General features: G+C 72.0%; 19 protein-coding genes. 9 read left to right on the top strand and 10 right to left on the bottom strand.

The annotated features are described in order from the left end of the window. Positions 1–50: 50 nt before the first annotated feature. From ACWC2B_RS31105 to ACWC2B_RS31125, 5 genes are all read right to left on the bottom strand, one after another. Positions 51–791 (bottom strand): TIGR04222 domain-containing membrane protein, encoded by a 741-nt coding sequence (locus ACWC2B_RS31105; RefSeq protein WP_450722437.1) that lies wholly within the window; start codon positions 789–791, stop codon positions 51–53. A 74-nt stretch (positions 792–865) separates the two neighbouring features. Next, positions 866–1,645: a DUF4142 domain-containing protein gene (locus ACWC2B_RS31110; protein WP_450722439.1), complete on the bottom strand. Its 780-nt coding sequence runs from the start codon at positions 1,643–1,645 to the stop codon at positions 866–868. A 207-nt stretch (positions 1,646–1,852) separates the two neighbouring features. Continuing rightward, on the bottom strand, positions 1,853–3,154 hold the full coding sequence (locus ACWC2B_RS31115) for a DUF692 domain-containing protein (protein ID WP_450722474.1): 1,302 nt from the start codon (positions 3,152–3,154) through the stop codon (positions 1,853–1,855). Positions 3,155–3,248: 94 nt separating this feature from the next. Beyond that, a complete protein-coding gene (locus ACWC2B_RS31120) occupies positions 3,249–3,854 on the bottom strand; it encodes a DUF4142 domain-containing protein (protein ID WP_450722476.1) in 606 nt (201 codons plus the stop codon). Between the two features lie 151 nt (positions 3,855–4,005). Continuing rightward, positions 4,006–4,734: a peptidyl-tRNA hydrolase gene (locus ACWC2B_RS31125; RefSeq protein WP_450722441.1), complete on the bottom strand. Its 729-nt coding sequence runs from the start codon at positions 4,732–4,734 to the stop codon at positions 4,006–4,008. A 70-nt stretch (positions 4,735–4,804) separates the two neighbouring features. On the opposite strand from ACWC2B_RS31125, the gene ACWC2B_RS31130 reads away from it, so the two are divergent. From ACWC2B_RS31130 to ACWC2B_RS31145, 4 genes are all read left to right on the top strand, one after another. Further along, positions 4,805–5,482 carry an AIM24 family protein gene (locus tag ACWC2B_RS31130; protein ID WP_450722443.1) on the top strand — a complete coding sequence of 226 codons (678 nt, stop codon included), beginning with the start codon at positions 4,805–4,807 and terminating at the stop codon, positions 5,480–5,482. A gap of 14 nt (positions 5,483–5,496) precedes the next feature. Further along, positions 5,497–6,306, top strand: a complete 810-nt coding sequence (locus ACWC2B_RS31135) for an ATP-binding cassette domain-containing protein (protein WP_450722478.1) — start codon at positions 5,497–5,499, stop codon at positions 6,304–6,306. Continuing rightward, positions 6,303–6,971 (top strand): ABC transporter, encoded by a 669-nt coding sequence (locus ACWC2B_RS31140; RefSeq protein ID WP_450722445.1) that lies wholly within the window; start codon positions 6,303–6,305, stop codon positions 6,969–6,971. The genes ACWC2B_RS31135 and ACWC2B_RS31140 overlap by 4 nt, the downstream gene beginning before the upstream one ends. A 129-nt stretch (positions 6,972–7,100) precedes the next feature. Beyond that, complete coding sequence (locus ACWC2B_RS31145) at positions 7,101–7,301, top strand: hypothetical protein (protein WP_450722447.1); 201 nt, start codon at positions 7,101–7,103, stop codon at positions 7,299–7,301. Positions 7,302–7,311: 10 nt separating this feature from the next. On the opposite strand, the gene ACWC2B_RS31150 is transcribed toward ACWC2B_RS31145, so the two are convergent. Further along, on the bottom strand, positions 7,312–8,163 hold the full coding sequence (locus tag ACWC2B_RS31150) for a polysaccharide deacetylase family protein (protein WP_450722449.1): 852 nt from the start codon (positions 8,161–8,163) through the stop codon (positions 7,312–7,314). A gap of 306 nt (positions 8,164–8,469) precedes the next feature. Between ACWC2B_RS31150 and ACWC2B_RS31155 the strand changes: the two genes are divergently transcribed. After that, on the top strand, positions 8,470–9,222 hold the full coding sequence (locus ACWC2B_RS31155) for a hypothetical protein (protein WP_450722451.1): 753 nt from the start codon (positions 8,470–8,472) through the stop codon (positions 9,220–9,222). Between the two features lie 184 nt (positions 9,223–9,406). Here the strand turns inward: ACWC2B_RS31155 and ACWC2B_RS31160 are convergent, their stop codons facing one another. After that, positions 9,407–9,832 carry an OsmC family protein gene (locus ACWC2B_RS31160; RefSeq protein ID WP_398881250.1) on the bottom strand — a complete coding sequence of 142 codons (426 nt, stop codon included), beginning with the start codon at positions 9,830–9,832 and terminating at the stop codon, positions 9,407–9,409. A gap of 66 nt (positions 9,833–9,898) precedes the next feature. Beyond that, positions 9,899–11,005, bottom strand: coding sequence for a cell division protein ZapE (gene zapE / locus ACWC2B_RS31165; protein ID WP_450722454.1), 1,107 nt, complete (start codon positions 11,003–11,005; stop codon positions 9,899–9,901). Between zapE and ACWC2B_RS31170 the strand changes: the two genes are divergently transcribed. The 4 genes from ACWC2B_RS31170 (at position 11,004) to msrB (ending at position 14,318) form a co-directional block, all read left to right on the top strand. Further along, entirely contained in the window at positions 11,004–11,786 is a 783-nt protein-coding gene (locus ACWC2B_RS31170) for a pyrimidine reductase family protein (RefSeq protein ID WP_450722456.1), read from the top strand. The two genes, zapE and ACWC2B_RS31170, sit on opposite strands and share 2 nt — an antisense overlap. Positions 11,787–11,939: 153 nt before the next feature. Further along, a complete protein-coding gene (locus tag ACWC2B_RS31175) occupies positions 11,940–12,407 on the top strand; it encodes an indole-3-glycerol phosphate synthase (protein ID WP_450722458.1) in 468 nt (155 codons plus the stop codon). Between the two features lie 98 nt (positions 12,408–12,505). Further along, positions 12,506–13,897, top strand: a complete 1,392-nt coding sequence (gene murC, locus ACWC2B_RS31180) for a UDP-N-acetylmuramate--L-alanine ligase (protein ID WP_450722460.1) — start codon at positions 12,506–12,508, stop codon at positions 13,895–13,897. A 19-nt stretch (positions 13,898–13,916) separates the two neighbouring features. Continuing rightward, complete coding sequence (msrB, locus tag ACWC2B_RS31185; protein ID WP_450722462.1) at positions 13,917–14,318, top strand: peptide-methionine (R)-S-oxide reductase MsrB; 402 nt, start codon at positions 13,917–13,919, stop codon at positions 14,316–14,318. Between the two features lie 59 nt (positions 14,319–14,377). On the opposite strand, the gene ACWC2B_RS31190 is transcribed toward msrB, so the two are convergent. Continuing rightward, complete coding sequence (locus ACWC2B_RS31190) at positions 14,378–14,752, bottom strand: chorismate mutase (protein ID WP_450722464.1); 375 nt, start codon at positions 14,750–14,752, stop codon at positions 14,378–14,380. A gap of 159 nt (positions 14,753–14,911) precedes the next feature. Continuing rightward, positions 14,912–15,646, bottom strand: a complete 735-nt coding sequence (locus ACWC2B_RS31195) for a 4'-phosphopantetheinyl transferase family protein (RefSeq protein WP_450722466.1) — start codon at positions 15,644–15,646, stop codon at positions 14,912–14,914. Positions 15,647–16,024 lie beyond the last annotated feature (378 nt).

Here is a 16,024-nt window from a genome sequence, read left to right on the forward strand (position 1 = left end):
GAAGTAAAGCAGCGGGGCCGCTCCGGGCTCGGTCATTGACCCCGATGAGCCTAGTGGCCGCTCGTCAGGGCGCTGCGCAGCCGGGGATCGTCCACCGCCCGAAGGCCGCGCACCGCGACCGCCGTGAGCGGATCGCCCGCCGGGTCGAGCCCGCCGAGCAGGCGCTGGCCGTCGGGCGAGGCCCAGCGGGTGTACGGATGGATCTCGACGCGGGCGATGACGAGGCAGCCGAGCGTGAGGACGAGCGGGAGCGCGAACCAGGCGGCGATCTCGCCCCGCCCGGTGTCCCCCTGCCCCGGCAGGAGCAGCGCGCTGACGGCGAGCACGGTGATCAGCAGGGTGGCGCTGCGCACCGCCCGCACCGAGGCGCTGACCCCGGACCGCACGGCATCGGGCACGGCGAGCCCGGCTCCGGCGAGCCGGTCGGCGAGCGAGCGCACCGCGTCGGCCGCGGCCGCGCCGGCCCGTATCGCCGCTATCCGCTCCTGGCCGCCGGGGCCGATCGCGGCGAGGACGGACCGCTCCAGGTCGTCGCGGCCCTCGGGGTCGACGACCGTGGCCCAGCCGGTGTGCGCCAGCAGCAGCCGGCGGGCGTGGTGCATGGAGACCAGGGTCAGGTCGGCGACCCGGTAGGGGCCGCCCGCCAGGAACGCGGCCTCGTAACAGGACAGGTCCCGCTCTCCCTCCGGCCGCGGTTGGGGACGGGCCGCGGCGACGGCCGCGAGGCACAGACGGCCGCAGGACAACCCGGCCGCGACGATCGCCGGCAGAAGGAAAAGGACCCAGAACATGGCCGAGTTGTATGCGAAGTTGACGCTTCGCCGCCACAGGCTGTCCACGATATGGGCGTCGGGTTATCGCTTCGTTACGGATTGTGGGAGGCGGGCTCGGGGGACGCCTCGTCCTTCGGCCGGGAGGCGGCCGGGGGCAGCGGGAACGACGGGGAAGAGCGGTCGGACGGCGGGGGTGTGAGGGGCGCCGGGCTCGTCGGGGTGGCGCCGGGCGTGGGCGGCGGCGGCCCGGTGGGGCTCGCGGTCGCGGCGCCCCGCGCGAGCGCGTCGAAGTCGACGAACCCGGTCGCCTCCAGCATCTTGATGTGGTCCAGAACGGTCGTGTTCGCATCGTCGGCGAGCCCGCGCACCAGCGAGTTGCGGGTGTTGGCCCGGATCTGCGCGACCAGGGCGAACACCTTGCCGTGGGCGGCGCGCAGGAGGTTGGCGAAGTCCCGCTCGTAGGTGGTGCCGGTGTCCGCCGTCAACTGTCTCAACCAGCCCTGCTGCTGGGCGTTGGGCTGGTCCGGCAGCTCCATGCCGAGGTCGGCCGCGACCTCGCGAACGCGGGCGTCCAGGAAGGCGTGCCCGTCGACGAGGTGCTGCCCGGCCGCCTTGACCGCGGCGCCCGGGTCCCGCTCGATGGCCTGCTGGCCGGCCGGCCCCTCCCAGAGTCCGGCGAGCCGCACCCGGACCACGAAGTCCCGGTCGGCGGCGGACAGCGGGCCCCAACGGGTGGCCACGGTGGTGGCGTTGAGATCCGCGAGCGGCGTGCCGGAGCGGTCGGCGTACGACCAGAGGGGGAAGAGCAGCGCGAGCAGGGTCGCCGCGAGCGCGATGGCGACGAGCCCGGTACCGGACAACGAGCGACGCATGGATGCCTCCTGGTGCGGTGCCGCACGGTAGTGCGGGTTCCGCTGATCCCGGAGGCGGTTTCGTGAAATAGGTGGCCGGGTGGTGTGGGGGTCGTCACGTGGTAAGGGAGTTCCGTTCAACTCCCTTGCCCACGAGGTACGTTGACGGGTTGAGCGGCGTCCGGCCCGAGGTGCGGGGCCGTGCTGCCCCGGCCCATTGGCCCCGGCTCAGGCCGCCCGGGTCAGCGTGCGGAGCAGCCGCGCCGCCCGCCCCGGCGGCCTGGCGCCGGCCCGCTCCTTCCGCCAGCGGGCCAGGGCGCGGCGGGCCGGCGCGTCGGCGGGCAGCCCGGCGTCGAGCAGGAAGCGGGCGAAGTCCAGGGCGTCCTGGCGGTAACCGCCGCGCAAAGGGCGGGACTTGGCGTACGCCGCGAACGCCTCCCGGTATCCGTCGCCGAGGATCCGCGGCAGCTCGGGCGCCACCTTGGCCACCACATCGGCCCGCTTGGTCGCGAGCGCGCGGGCCTGCACCCGAAGCCGAGGCCCGTCGAACCCGGCGGGCGCGGGCGTACCCGCGGTGAGCGAGGAGAGCAGGGCGGTCTGGGCGAGGGCGAGACGCTCGCGCGACCGGCCGGCATCCGCGGGGGCGCCGGGGGTCTTCGGCGCCGCCGGGGACGGGGACAGGGGCGGGGCCGGGGCCGGAGCCGGGGGCTTCGCTGACGCGAGCGTCGCCCGGATCGCGCCGAGCTCACCCGCCAGCTCCGCCGCCGGTGGAAACGCCTCGTCCCGCTCCAGGAGCACCCCGGGCGGGGTCACTCGCGAGGCCAGTTCGGCCAGGATGTCGAGGACCGGCCGGGGCACGGGGTGGGCGTGGGTGTCGTGCCACACGCCTTCGCGCTCGACGCCGCCCGCGACATGGACGTACGCGATCGCCTCCAGGGGCAGCCCGTCGAGGACCTTCGCGGGGTCCTCGCCGCGGTTCACCCGGTTCGTGTGGAGGTTGGCGACGTCGATGAGCAGGCCGACCCCGGTGCGCTCGACGAGCTCCGCCAGGAACTGACCCTCCGTCAACTCATCGTCGGGCCAGTTGATCAGGGCCGCGATGTTCTCCAGGGCGAGCGGCACCGGCAGTGCGTCCTGGGCGATGCGGACGTTCTCGCACAGGACGCGCAGGGCGTCCCAGGTGCGGGGCACCGGCAGGAGGTGGCCCGCCTCCAGGCGCGGCGAGGCGGTGAGCGCGCCGCCCGCGCGCACGAACGCGATGTGCTCGGTGACGAGCGGGGAGCCGAGCGCCTCGGCCCGGGCCGCCAGCTCGGCGAGGCGGCTCGCGTCCGGCGCCTCGGCGCCGCCGAGACCGAGGGAGACACCGTGCGGCACGACGGTGACGCCGCGCTCGCGCAGGCGCACCAGTGAGTCCGGGAGGTGTCCGGGGCAGAGGTTCTCCGCGACCGCCTCGACCCAGTCGATGCCGTCGAAGCTCTCCACCGCCTGAGCGATCTCAGGCCGCCAGCCGATGCCGATGCCGATGCCCACATGCTTCATGGACAGGTTCATGGCCCGGAGCCCCGCCGCCGAATCCCGCGCGGGGCACGTTCAGAGCTTGATTTGAGGTTGCCGGGCCCGGTGATCAGCTGGGGGTGGCCAGTGCGTCGAAGTCCACCAGGCCGGTGGCCTCCAGCATCGTCATGTGGTCGAGCACGGTGTTGTTGGCGTCCGTCGCGAGGTCGCGTACGAGCGAGTTGCGGGTGGTCGCGCGGACCTGGGCGACCAGGGCGAACACCTTGCCGTGGGCGGCGCGCAGGAGGTTCGCGAAGTCCCGCTCGTAGGCGGTGCCGGTGTCCGCCGTCAGCTGGCGCAGCCAGCCCTGCTGCTGGGCGTTGGGCTGGCTCGGCAGCTCGATCCCGAGCTTCGCGGCGACGTCGCGGTCGTGCTGGTCGAGCGCCGCGTGCCCCATGACGAGATGGTCCCCGGCCGCCTTGATCGCCGCACTGGGCGCCCGCTGCTGTGCCTGCTGCCCGGCCGGCCCCTCCCAGAGGCCGGCGAGCCGCACCTTGGTGACGAAGTCCCGGTCGGTCGCTGACAGCGGACCCCAAGGGGTCGGCGTGGACGAGGAGTTGAGGTTGGCCTGCGGAGTCCCCGCCCGGTCGGCGTACGACCAGACGGGAAAGGCGAGTGCGCCGAGCGTGGCCACGAGCACCGCGATGAGCAGCCCGGTGCCGTTGACGTGGCGCAGGGCGAAACGACCGGAACGAACTATTCCACGCGACAAGGTGCCTCCCGGGGCGGCCAGTTGAGAGCGCGAGCGCTACTCGGCGGTACCGGAGGATACGGCTGGGGCGGGTGTTGCGTTCAGGGGAGGAGGGGTCGACCGACAGGGGCGTGCGTCAGCGTGCGCGCAGGGCCGGGTGGTCCGCGACCACCGTGCATGAGCCGGGGGCGATCTCGGTGAACCCCGCGTCGCGGATCACCGGGAGTCCGCTGAGCGTCAGTTCGCGCCACGCGGCCGGGTCTGCGGTGCGTACCGAGAGGGTGAAGCCCGCCTCGCGCCACGCCTTGCGGTCCGCGTCCGACAGCTCCCACCAGGCGAGTTGGGCACCGTGCCCGGCCTGCGCCATGGCCTTGCCCGCGGACATGCCGAGGTCCGGGTTGAGCCAGAGGACCGGCGCGAGCGGATCGGGGGCTTCCGGATCCGCCGGGTCGTCCAGATCCGTCCCCGACACCTGGAGCTTGGCCAGCTCCTTGGGCCAGCCGTCCAGGGGCACCGGCGGGAAGACGCGTACCTCCGCCGCCTTCCCGGTCACCGTGATGCCGGGCAGCGTCGAGGCCTTGCGCCACTCCGCGCCGCGGGCCCGCCGCACCACCTTGCGGATCCGCGCGTCCTGCCAGTGCCGCATGACCTGTGCCCACTCGCCCTCGTCGGGCCCCTCACCCAGCGACCGCTCGTCGGAGAGCATCACGAGCACCGCGCGGGCCGCCGTCTCCAGGGCGTCGGTACGCGCCGGGGGCTCGGCCTTCTCGATGCGTACGACCAGCGGCAGCACGAACTGCGGCGCCTCGTCGCGCGGGGATTCGTCGTGGAAAGGGCCGGCGGAAGGGGTGTCCTGAGTGCTCACTCCATCAGTCTGCCAGCCGCCGAACCGGTGATTCTTGGCGGAATGAATCGTTCCGGGACAGGATGCGCGCATGAAGAGCGACCTTTTTGCCAAAGAGAACGTGGCCCAGCCGGCGACCGTCGCCGGAATGACGCTGGAGAACGCCAAGTCGATCAAGTACGCCGTCAACGGCGAGATGCTCGCGCGCCAGGGCGCGATGATCGCCTACCGCGGCACCCTCCAGTTCGAGCGGCGCGGCCAGGGCATCGGCGGCATGCTCAAGCGCGCGGTGACCGGCGAGGGCCTGCCGCTGATGGCGGTCAGCGGCCAGGGCGAGGCCTGGTTCGCGCACGAGGCGCAGAACTGCTTCATCGTCGACATCGAGCAGGGCGACGCCCTCACCATCAACGGCCGCAACGTGCTGTGCTTCGACGCCTCGCTCAGCTACGAGATCAAGACGGTCAAGGGCTCCGGCATCGCCGGCGGCGGCCTCTTCAACAGCGTCTTCAGCGGCCATGGCCGGCTCGGCCTGGTCTGCGAGGGCAACCCGCTGGTCATCCCGGTCTCCCCCCAGCTTCCGGTGTACGTCGACACCGACGCGGTGGTCGGCTGGAGCGCCAACCTCCAGACCTCCCTGCACCGCTCGCAGTCCATCGGCTCGATGCTGCGCGGCGGCTCCGGCGAGGCCGTCCAGCTGATGCTCCAGGGCGAGGGCTACGTCATCGTCCGGCCGAGCGAGGCGACTCCGCAGAAGGCGCAGCAGCACTGAGCACCGCACGCGCGCTGCGGGGCGTGGGCCGCCGCTACTCCGTCGGCGGCCCCTGGGTCCTGCGCGGAATCGACCTGGACCTGCCCGGGGGCGCCCTGATCCGGGTCGAAGGCACCAACGGCACAGGAAAGTCAACCCTGTTGAGGCTCCTGGCCGGCATCGACGCGCCGACCGAGGGCCGCGTCACCGGCCGCCCGCGCACCGCCTACGTCCCCGAACGCTTCCCGGTGGCCCTGCCCTTCACGGCGGCCGGCTATCTGACGCACCTCGGCCGCATCCACGGCCTGCCGCGCCGGACGGCGAAGGAGCGGGCGGGACAGTGGCTGGAGCGGTTCGGCGCGGCCGCGCACGCCGGAACCCCGCTCGCCGAACTCTCCAAGGGCACCAGCCAGAAGGTCGCCGTGGCCCAGGCGCTGCTCGCCGACCCCGAACTGCTCGTCCTGGACGAGGCGTGGACCGGCCTCGACACAGCGGCCCGCGCCGAACTCGACCGCGCGGTGCACGAGCGCGTGGCGGCAGGCGGGACGGTCGTCTTCGTCGACCACGACCCGAAGCGGCTGTCCGGCGGCGAGGACGCCCGGTACGCGGTGCGGGGAGCGGCACTGAGGGCGGCGCCGCTGAACCGTGCGGGTCTGGTTCATGTCCTCATCGACATCGTCGGAACCACCCCGCTCCCGTCCCAACTGCCCGGCGCCCCCGAGGAGTTGGCGGGACCCGGCGGATCCCGCACCCTCCGCGTGTCGGCCGCCCACTCCGACGACCTGCTGCGCGCCCTGCTCGCGGCCCGTCCGCCCTGGCACATCCAAGGAGTGCGCAGCCAGTGATCCCGCTCGTCCGCTACCAGAGCGCGCTGCTCCTGCGTTCCCAGCGCTGGCTGGCCCCGGTGCTGCTGTACGCCGCCTTCCTGGGCATCGGCATGCGGGCGGGGGACCCGGTGCTCGACTCGATGGGGTACGCGGCCGCCGGGCTGCTGCCGGTCACGGCCTGGCTCGTGCGGATCTGCGTCACCCAGGAGCCGGAGGCCGCCCGCACCTGCGCCGCCGCGGCGGCGGGCCCGGCGCGGGTCCATCTCGCCTCCCTGCTGTCGGCGACGGGCTCGGCGGCGCTGCTCGGCCTCGTGGGCACGGCGTACGTCGCCGCCGTGAGCGATCCGGTGAGCGGGGACCACAAGGTCGCGGTGCCGCTGGGTGCCGCGATCGTGGCGGGCCTGCTGACCGCCGGGGTCTGCGTACTGACCGGCGCGGCGGTCGGCGCCCTGGGCAGCCGTCCGGTGCTGCACGGCCGGGGCTGGTCCCTCTCGCTCACCGCGCTGGCCGCGCTGCTCGCCCTGGTGCTCGCGCCGTCGCCCGCGCAGTACGCGGTGTTCGGCCTGGTCAGCGGCTCGCGGACCGGAGCGGTACATCTGGCGGTGCTGCCGCTGGCCGCCGCGGCGCTGCTCGCCGGGGCCGCCGGGGCCGGGGTCTGCGCGCTCAGCTCGCGGCGCCGCTGAGCCCGCTCCCGTATCGGATGGGCCTCGACAGCTCCGCGTCCCTGTGCCCGAGACGGGGCTCGACAGTTTCGCCCCAGTACCCGATGGGGCCCGAAGGTTTCACCCTCGTACCCGATTAGGCTCGACCGTATGGACGAGACACGGGATCCCGAGGCGTACTGCGAAGGCGGACCATCGACCGCGGCCGCCGCGCCCGGTCCGGTGGACGGGCCCTTCGCCGAGTGCGTGCTGTGCCGCGAGCCGACCGAGTACCCGGAGACGACCAAGGGCAGCACGCTGTGCCCGGTCTGCGAGTGGCAGGAGGCCCAGCGCACGGCCTGCTCTGGCTGACCCCGGGCCCTCAGCGGTGCGCGGCGCCGCGGATCAGGTCGGAGACCTTCACGAAGCGGTAGCCGCGCTTGCGCAGCTCCGGCACGATGCGGTGGAGCGCCCTGTCCGTGACCGGCGCCGCGCTGCGCGTGCAGTGCATGACAACCAGCGAGCCCGGCCGCACCCCGGCCAGGACCTGCTCGGCCACCGCGTTCGCGTCCTTGGCGAAGGCGTCCCCGCTCACCACGTCCCACTGGACGGCGGTCATCTTCAGCGGGGCGAGCGCGTGCAGCACCTCGTTGTCGTAGCAGCCGCCGGGGAAACGGAAGTACGGCACGGCGTTCTGCACCCCGGCCTTCTTGAACTGGGCCGTCGCCTTCTCCACGTCGGCCCGCATCGCGCCCTTCGCGACCACGGGCAGCCCGTAGCAGCCGGACTTGAACGCGTAGTGGCTGTAGGAGTGGTTGCCGATCTCGAAGTTGGGGTCGGTCCCGATGGCGCGGGCCTCGGCCGGGTACTCCTCGGCCCACCGACCTGTCATGAACACCGTGGCCGGCACCTTCATCCGCTTCAGATCGGCGATGAGCGCGGGGTTGTCGAAGCGCTCGCCGCCCGCCGCGCGCTGACCCTGGTCGGCCGTCATGTCGGCGTCGAAGGTCAGCGCGACGACCTTCTCGCCCTGGGGGTTCTTGGGCGCCCGCTCGAAGACCGGGGTGATTCCGCCGGGGCCGGGCGCCATGGTCGGAGCGCTCGCCGTCTTGGGAGCGCCCGCCGAGGCAGAGGGGGCGGGCTTGGGCGGGGCCGGGGCGGGATCGGAGCCGCAGCCCGCGAGCGAGGCACCAAGCAGGACAACCGCGAGCAGTTTTCGTGCAGTAATGGTCACAAATGGAAAGTATCCGAACGTATCGGCCTATTTATTTGCGGCACTCCCGCAGCCACGGAGATTCCGGCCAATGCCGCACACCCGGGTTCGGTTGCCCCCCGTTGGGGGACTACTTTCCGTTTGGGACCCTTGGGACCGTTGGGACCGTACGACGGGGAATCCAGGGCCCGCAGGGGCACGCCCGCCTCCCCACGCCCCGCAACGCGCCCCATCCGCCCCCGCGGACTACGCTCGTTGCATACGGAACACACGCCCGAACAGGCCCCTTCGCAGGCAAGGCGCGGTTCAAGGCCCCAGGGAGGCGACGTGTCCGGATCCCGTACGGCCGCATGCTCGGCGGCACTCTGCTCGGCCGCCGTGCTCGCTCTCGCGGGCGCGGCCACCGCCCGCGCCGACGACACCGGCTCGCTCACCGCCGAGCAGATCTCCCAGCGCTCCCACGAAGCCCTGCTCGGCGTGAGATCCCTGCACGTGACGGCCAAGGGGGATCTGGGCACACCCGGCTCCCAGACCTCCTTCGACCTGACCCTCGACCGGTCCGGGAACTGCCGGGGTTCGGTGAGCCTCGGCCCGCAGGGCTCGGTCGAGATCGTGAGGCGGGGTGCGGACGTCTGGATGAAGCCGGACGCCGCGTTCTGGAAGAACCAGGTGCCGGGCGGCGGCAGCGCGCTCGCCTCGCTCGTCGGCAACCGGTACCTCAAGGGCACCACCAACGACCCGTTCCTGCGGGACACGACCGGCGTGTGCGACCTGGACACCTTCCAGAAGTACCTCGACAACTCCGCCAAGATGCCGGCCACCGGCCTCACCAAGGGCAGGCCGGCCACGGTCGACGGCACCGCGGTCATCCCCGTGACGGCCACCGAGCAGGGCCGCACCTACACGCTCGACGTGGCGGCGACCGGCAAGCCGTACCCGGTGCGGATCACCGTCGCCAAGGAAAACGCGGCCCCCGACGCGACCGTACACTTCGACGGCTTCGACCGGCCGGTGCCGGCCGCGACCCCGTCCGCCGCCGAGACGGTCGACATCTCGGGGCTGATGAGCGGCACGTCCTGAGCCGCATGTGCGTGCCGATCCGCATGTGCTGAAAGGGCGCCATCGGGGATGCGCAGCAGTTCACGGGGGTCCTGCTCGGGCTTGTTCCTCCTGCCCTTCCCGGCCGCTGCGCACCCCTTCCGGTCCCGGTACGTTCCTTCGATCGGGTGAGGGAACGGGCCCGGCGCTACCGCTGGCGGCAGCTTCAGGCGAGCTCGGCGGTGAGCGTGATGGTGGTCCCCGAAAGGGCCTGGCTCACCGGGCAGTTCTTCTTGGCGTCCTCGGCGGCCGCCTGGAAGCCGTCCGCGTCGAGGCCGGGAACCTCGCCGCGCACGGTGAGGTGGATGCCGGTGATGCCCTCGCCGGGCTGGAAGGTGACGTCGGCCTTCGTCTCCAGGCGGGTGGGCGGGGTGCCCGCGCCGGTCAGGCCGTGCGAAAGCGCCATCGAGAAGCAGCTGGAGTGGGCGCCCGCGATGAGCTCCTCCGGGCTGGTCTTGCCGTTGGCCTGCTCGGCGCGGGACGGCCAGGAGACGGCCTGGGACGCGATGCCCGAGGAGTCGAACGTGACGGTGCCGGAGCCCTTGATGAGCTCGCCTTCCCAGACCGTGTGCGCCGTGCGCGTGGTGGCCATGGTGATTCCCTTCTGTGGCCGAGGGGACCACGGACGGATGCAGCTTCGGCCCCCTCGGCCCCAAACCTACTGCGCCACAAGGCCCTTCGCGTCGCGGGCGAGCGCGGTCAGGCGGGAGATCGCCCGGAAGTACTTCTTGCGGTAGCCGCCGTTCAGCATCTCGTCACTGAACAGCCGGTCGAAGGGCACGCCCGAGGCGAGCACCGGCACCTCGCGGTCGTACAGCCGGTCGGCGAGCACCACGAGCCGCAGCGCCGTCGACTGGTCGGGCACCGGGCGCACATCGGTCAGACACACCGCGCGCACTCCGTCCGTCAGCGCGCCGTACCGGCTGGGGTGGACGCGCGAGAGGTGGTCGAGCAGCTGCGGGAAGTCGTCGAGCGCCGCGCCCTCGGTGGCGTACGCGGCCTTGGTGACCTGCTCGTCGGAGTACGGGGCCGGGGCCTCGGGCAGCCCCCGGTGGCGGTAGTCCTCACCGTCGATCCTCAGCGGACGGAAGTGCGCGGACAGCCCCTGGATCTCGCGCAGGAAGTCGACCGCCGCGAACCGGCCCTCGCCGAGCTTGCCGGGCAGCGTGTTGGAAGTGGCGGCAAGCGCCACGCCCTGCTCGACGAGCTTGCGGAGCAGCGAGGACACCAGCACGGTGTCGCCCGGGTCATCGAGCTCGAACTCGTCGATGCACAGCAGCCGGTGGCCGCTCAGCGTCTGCACGGTCTGCTGGAAGCCGAGAGCGCCCACCAGGTTCGTCAGCTCGACGAAGGTGCCGAAGGCCTTGAGCGCGGGCTCGGCCGGAGTGGCGTGCCACAGCGAGGCGAGCAGATGGGTCTTGCCTACGCCGTAACCGCCGTCGAGGTACACCCCGCGCGGCCCGGTCGTGGCGGCCGGCTTCTTCGCGAACCAGCGGCGCCTGGCACCGACGGCGTGCGCCCCGCCGAGCCCCGCGGCGAAGGACGACAGAACGGTGACCGCCTCGCTCTGGCTCGGCTGGTTCGGGTCCGGTACGTACGTCTCGAAGCGGACCGAGTCGAACCGCGGCGGCGGCACCATCTCGGCGACCAGACGATCGGCGGGGACATGCGGCGCGCGGGCGCAGAGCGACACCGGGGCCACTTCGGTTATGGGGCTGGTCGACACAGTCCCTAACTGTAAGCGCCGTGCCAGACTGCACGGCATGCGACAACTGTTCCCTGTGACCGACCAGACACCGGGCGCCGAGGGCGCCGAACAGGCAGAAAGCGCAGAGTGGTCGCTCGACCGACTGGCCGACGCCTACGCATATCCCCCCGGCGACGGCCCCTGGCTGCGGGCCAACATGGTGTCCTCCCTCGACGGCGCGGGCCAGCACGAAGGCCGCTCCCAGCCGCTGTCCTCGGCCACCGACATGCGGATCTTCGGCACCCTGCGGGCGCTGGCGGACGCGGTCGTGGTGGGTGCGGAAACGGTACGCCTGGAGGGGTACCGGCCGGCTCGGGCGCGGGCCGAGTTCGCCGAGCGGCGCAAGGCGGCCGGGCAGGGCCCCGCCCCCGTGATCGCCGTCGTCACCGCCAGCCTGGACCTCGACTTCTCACTCCCCCTCTTCACCTCACCGCTCGTCCCCACCCTGATCCTGACCGGGGCGGCCGCCGACCCCGACCGGATGCGGGCGGCCGAGCGGGCGGGCGCGGAGGTGGTGGTCGCGGGCGACGGACCCGGCGTCGAGCCCGAGCGGGCGGTGCGGGCGCTGGCCGACCGGGGCCTGCTGCGGCTGCTCACCGAGGGCGGACCGCGGCTGCTCGGCCAGTTCGTGGCCGCCGGGGTCCTGGACGAGCTGTGCCTGACGGTGTCCCCGACGCTGACCGCGGGCGACGCGCAGCGCATCGCCGGCGGGCCCGCGGTGAAGGTCCCGCAGCGGTTCGAGCCGACGTCGGTCCTGGAGGACGCCGGGTTCCTCTACACGCGTTACCGTCGGATCTGACAATCAGCGGAATTTACCGTTCCGGTTAGCTCCCGCTGGGCACACTTACTCACGCAGACCCCGTCCGGGCACGGGGAAGGATGGTTTCCGCAGGGGCCGTACCCGTCACTTCGTGGTGGCGGCGGCCATGGAGAGAACAGAAGGGCGCCTGTCGTGTTCACGAGCGTATTGATGATCGAGAAGCCCCTGACCTCCGTCGACGTGGAATTCGTCACCACCCTGCACGGGGACGAGCCGGTTTCCTTCGTCGTGCTCATGCAGCCCAGGGGCGACCAGGACCGGCTGCTGCGCGCGATCGACGACGTGGCGCTCGGCGAACTCGACGAAGCCGTCCACGAGGGTGAGGAACCGGAGGGCCCGGCCGCGCAGGGGCCCGCCGAACTGGCCCTCCAGCACTCGGTGCAGTCGCTGCGCGACGCCGGCAGCAAGGCCGTGGGGCACGTCGTCGACGACCACCCCCTGGACAAGCTGAAGGGCGTGGTCGACGAGGTGAATGCCGACGAGGTGATCGTCCTGACGGCCCCGCACTACGTGGAGGAGTTCTTCCACCGGGACTGGGCGTCGAGGGCCCGCCACAAGGTCGGCGTCCCCGTCCTGAAGCTTTTCGCCCACAGCGAGTAGCCCCCACGCCCCCGTCCCGGAGCCGTGTCGCGGCCGGAGCCCCCGCAGGAATTAGGGTGGGGGCTCCTTCTGTACGTCGCACCCCGGGAGAGAACCGCATGGCATCCGCCATTCCCACCGCCATGGAACGGCCGCACTTCATCGGCATCGGCGGTGCCGGCATGTCGGGCATCGCGAAGATCCTGGCCCAGCGCGGGGCCGAGGTCGCGGGCAGCGACGCGAAGGAGTCGGCCACCGCCGAGGCGCTGCGGGCACTCGGCGCCACCGTGCACATCGGCCACGCGGCCGAGCACCTCGCCGACGACGCCACCTGCGTGGTCGTCTCCAGCGCGATCCGCGCCGACAACCCCGAGCTGGCCCGCGCCGCCGAACTGTCCGTGCCCGTCGTGCACCGCTCGGACGCGCTCGCCTCGCTCATGGGCGGCCTGCGCGCCATCGCCGTGGCGGGCACCCACGGCAAGACGACGACCACGTCGATGCTGGCCGTCGCCCTGACCGAGCTGGGCCTGGACCCCTCGTACGCGATCGGCGGCGACCTCGAAGGGCCCGGCACCAACGCCCGGCACGGCGAGGGCGACATCTTCGTGGCAGAGGCCGATGAGAGCGACCGCAGCTTCCAGAAGTACGACCCCGAGGTCGCCATCGTCCTCAACGTCGAGCTCGACCACCACGCCAACTACGCCTCGATGGACGAGATCTACGACTCCTTCGAGACCTTCGTCGGCAAGGTCGTCCCCGGCGGCACCCTGGTGATCGCCGCCGACCAGCCCGGCGCGGTGGAGCTCACCCGGCGCGTCCGCGACCTGTCGTCCCTGAAGGTCGTCACGTACGGCGAGTCGGAGACGGCGGACGTACGCGTCCACAAGGTCACCCCGCGCGGCCTCACCTCCGAGGTGACCGTCCTCCTGAACGGCAAGTTCCTCACCTTCACGGTCTCGGTCCCCGGCCGCCACTACGCCCACAACGCGGTCGCCGCACTCGCCGCGGGCGTCGCGCTCGGCATCCCGGCGCACAACCTGGCCTCCGCGCTCGGCAAGTACACCGGTGTCAAGCGCCGCCTCCAGCTCAAGGGCGAGGCCAACGGCGTCCAGGTCATCGACTCGTACGCGCACCACCCCACCGAGATGACCGCGGACCTGGAGGCGATGCGGGGCGCGTCCGACTCCCGCCTCCTGGTGGTCTTCCAGCCCCACCTCTTCTCCCGCACCCAGGAGCTCGGCAAGGAGATGGGCCAGGCCCTGGCGCTGGCCGACCTCTCCGTCGTCCTCGACATCTACCCGGCCCGCGAGGACCCGGTCCCCGGCGTCACCAGCGCGCTGATCATCGACGCGGCCAAGGCGGCGGGCGCCACGGTGACCGCCGTGCACGACAAGTCCACCGTCCCGGACGTCGTCGCGGGAATGGCGGCCCCCGGCGATCTCGTTCTCACCATGGGCGCGGGCGACGTGACGGACCTCGGCCCGGCCATCCTGGCCCGCCTGTCGAACTGATCCGACCGAGGAGCACCCCATGTCGTACGACGTCGAGAAGCCGGACGAGCAGTGGCGCGCGGAGCTGACGCCCGCCGAGTACCAGGTGCTGCGCCAGGCCGGCACGGAGCCCGCGTTCGTCGGTGAGTACACCGACACCAAGACGGAGGGCGTTTACTCCTGCCGCGCCTGCGGGGCCGAACTCTTCACCTCCACCGAGAAGTTCGAGTCGCACTGCGGCTGGCCGAGCTTCTTCGACCCGAAGGACACCGAAGCGGTCGAACTCATCGAGGACCGCACCCACGGCATGGTCCGCACCGAGGTCCGCTGCGCCCGCTGCGGCTCCCACCTGGGCCACGTCTTCGAGGGCGAGGGCTACCCGACCCCGACGGACCAGCGGTACTGCATCAACAGCATTTCGCTGCGGCTGACCGAGAAGTAGGGCGAAGGCATTGAGGGGGCTGGGACGGACATCGCGTCTGCCCCAGCCCCCTCGCTCGTCTACCGGCTCACTTTGATGGTGCCCCGGCAGATTTCGAGGAGCTTCATCGCGATGGCGCTGCCCGGCCGCCCGAACCGGTCGGCGTACCGCTTGATGATCACGTTCTCGCGGCTGAACTCCGTACGCCGCCCGCCCGCGGCTATCCGGACCTCCTGGACGGTCTCGGACAGTTCGCGGCGGCGCTCCAGGAGGGCGAGGATCTCGGCGTCGAGCTCGTCGATCGAGCTTCTGAGGTCCGCGATGGCGGCTTCCGTGGTGGCCTTGTCGCTGGTCGGCAGTGTCTGCAGGGTCATGGTGCTCTCCTCGTGGGGCAGGGCAGTTGACGTGCGGGACGGTCGGCCTGGTGCGGATCCCGGTAGGGGAAGGTCAGTCATGGACGGCGGCCGGACAACGGGTCGTTTTCCATGCCTCAACGCCTATCAAGTGATGGTGTGCCGGTCGGAGGAACTCGCCCGATAAAACAGGACAGTTCAGCACCCGCATCCCTGCGCCGGGAGGTTCTCCTGAGGCGTCGGGGCCTGGTGGTGGGCCGCTCAGGCGTGCTCGTGGAGGCGGACTTCAGGGTGGCCGCCGTCGGCTTCCGCGGGTACGGAGATGGCCGCGGCCCATGTGCCGGGCACGGCGAGGTCCGTCACGGTCCAGGACTGGGGCGTGCCGGGCACTCCGGCGGCCACGACGGCCGGGCCGGCGTGCTCTGGCCGGGTCTCGACGGCGGACAGATCGATGGTGATCCCGACGCCCACCGCCTTGAGTACGGCCTCCTTACGCGTCCAGCAGCGCAGGAAGGCCTGCGTGCGGGCATCCCCTTCGGCGGACCCGAGCACGACCCGGCGCTCGGACTCGGTCAGCACCGTCGGCGCGAGCTCCTCGACCGGGAATTCCCGTACGACCTCGACGTCCACTCCCACCGGGACGCGGGCCACGGCGAGCATGCCGCAGCCGTCGGTGTGCGACATGCTGATCCATAGAGGGGAGTCGGGGTGCAGCACGGCGGGCGGCCCGTGCAGCGGGTCACCGCATCCTGGGCAGGGCCTGCGGCCGAGTCCTATCTCTGCGGGCGCTACGTCGAGGAGCTCCGAGAGGATCCGCCGGCTCGCGGCACGTCCGGCGACGTAGCTCCCCGCCGTCCTCGTGTGCACGAACCGTGAGGCGCGGTCGCGCTCGTCCTTGCTGAGCAGGGCCAAATCGGCCGGATCTATGGGGCCGTCTCCGGTACGCCACCACCAGGCGTGCGCGACGGCGGTGTCGGTTTCGAGGATCAAGGTCACGGAGGAACGCTACAGCCCCTGGATTGCGCCGGGTTGACGCCCAAGTTGACGCGGGCTCGGCAGGGCCGTAAGGTCCTTCGAGTTGCCACGGAGCCGGAACGGTTCTGCAGCAGCCGTCCGCCGCAGATTCTGCGGCACCCATACTCAGCACGATCTCCCGACCGGGAGCGATTTCGGCATGCCGAATTCAATTCCAGGTCGAACCGGAAGACTCGATTATGAATCGGCCGGAGAAATCAGCTAGAGTTCGGGACGTCGGAACGGCCCAACAGCCGGGAAGGCAAACCCCAATTCGACGGGGAATCGGACACGAAAGAGTCTGATAGAGTCGGAACACGAAATACCGGAGGGAAGCGCCCGGAGGAAAGCCCGCGAGGG

Source organism: Streptomyces sp. NPDC001415 (genome assembly GCF_053597395.1).

What these genes read in the sequence shown, in the direction of transcription:
- murC (WP_450722460.1), top strand. Translation starts at nt 12,506, where the DNA reads ATGGCATCCGCCATTCCCACCGCCATGGAACGGCCGCACTTCATCGGC.
- ACWC2B_RS31160 (WP_398881250.1), bottom strand. Translation starts at nt 9,832, where the DNA reads ATGGCCACCACGCGCACGGCGCACACGGTCTGGGAAGGCGAGCTCATC.
- ACWC2B_RS31130 (WP_450722443.1), top strand. Translation starts at nt 4,805, where the DNA reads ATGAAGAGCGACCTTTTTGCCAAAGAGAACGTGGCCCAGCCGGCGACC.
- ACWC2B_RS31170 (WP_450722456.1), top strand. Translation starts at nt 11,004, where the DNA reads ATGCGACAACTGTTCCCTGTGACCGACCAGACACCGGGCGCCGAGGGC.
- zapE (WP_450722454.1), bottom strand. Translation starts at nt 11,005, where the DNA reads ATGCCGTGCAGTCTGGCACGGCGCTTACAGTTAGGGACTGTGTCGACC.
- ACWC2B_RS31105 (WP_450722437.1), bottom strand. Translation starts at nt 791, where the DNA reads ATGTTCTGGGTCCTTTTCCTTCTGCCGGCGATCGTCGCGGCCGGGTTG.
- ACWC2B_RS31190 (WP_450722464.1), bottom strand. Translation starts at nt 14,752, where the DNA reads ATGACTGACCTTCCCCTACCGGGATCCGCACCAGGCCGACCGTCCCGC.
- ACWC2B_RS31145 (WP_450722447.1), top strand. Translation starts at nt 7,101, where the DNA reads ATGGACGAGACACGGGATCCCGAGGCGTACTGCGAAGGCGGACCATCG.
- msrB (WP_450722462.1), top strand. Translation starts at nt 13,917, where the DNA reads ATGTCGTACGACGTCGAGAAGCCGGACGAGCAGTGGCGCGCGGAGCTG.
- ACWC2B_RS31110 (WP_450722439.1), bottom strand. Translation starts at nt 1,645, where the DNA reads ATGCGTCGCTCGTTGTCCGGTACCGGGCTCGTCGCCATCGCGCTCGCG.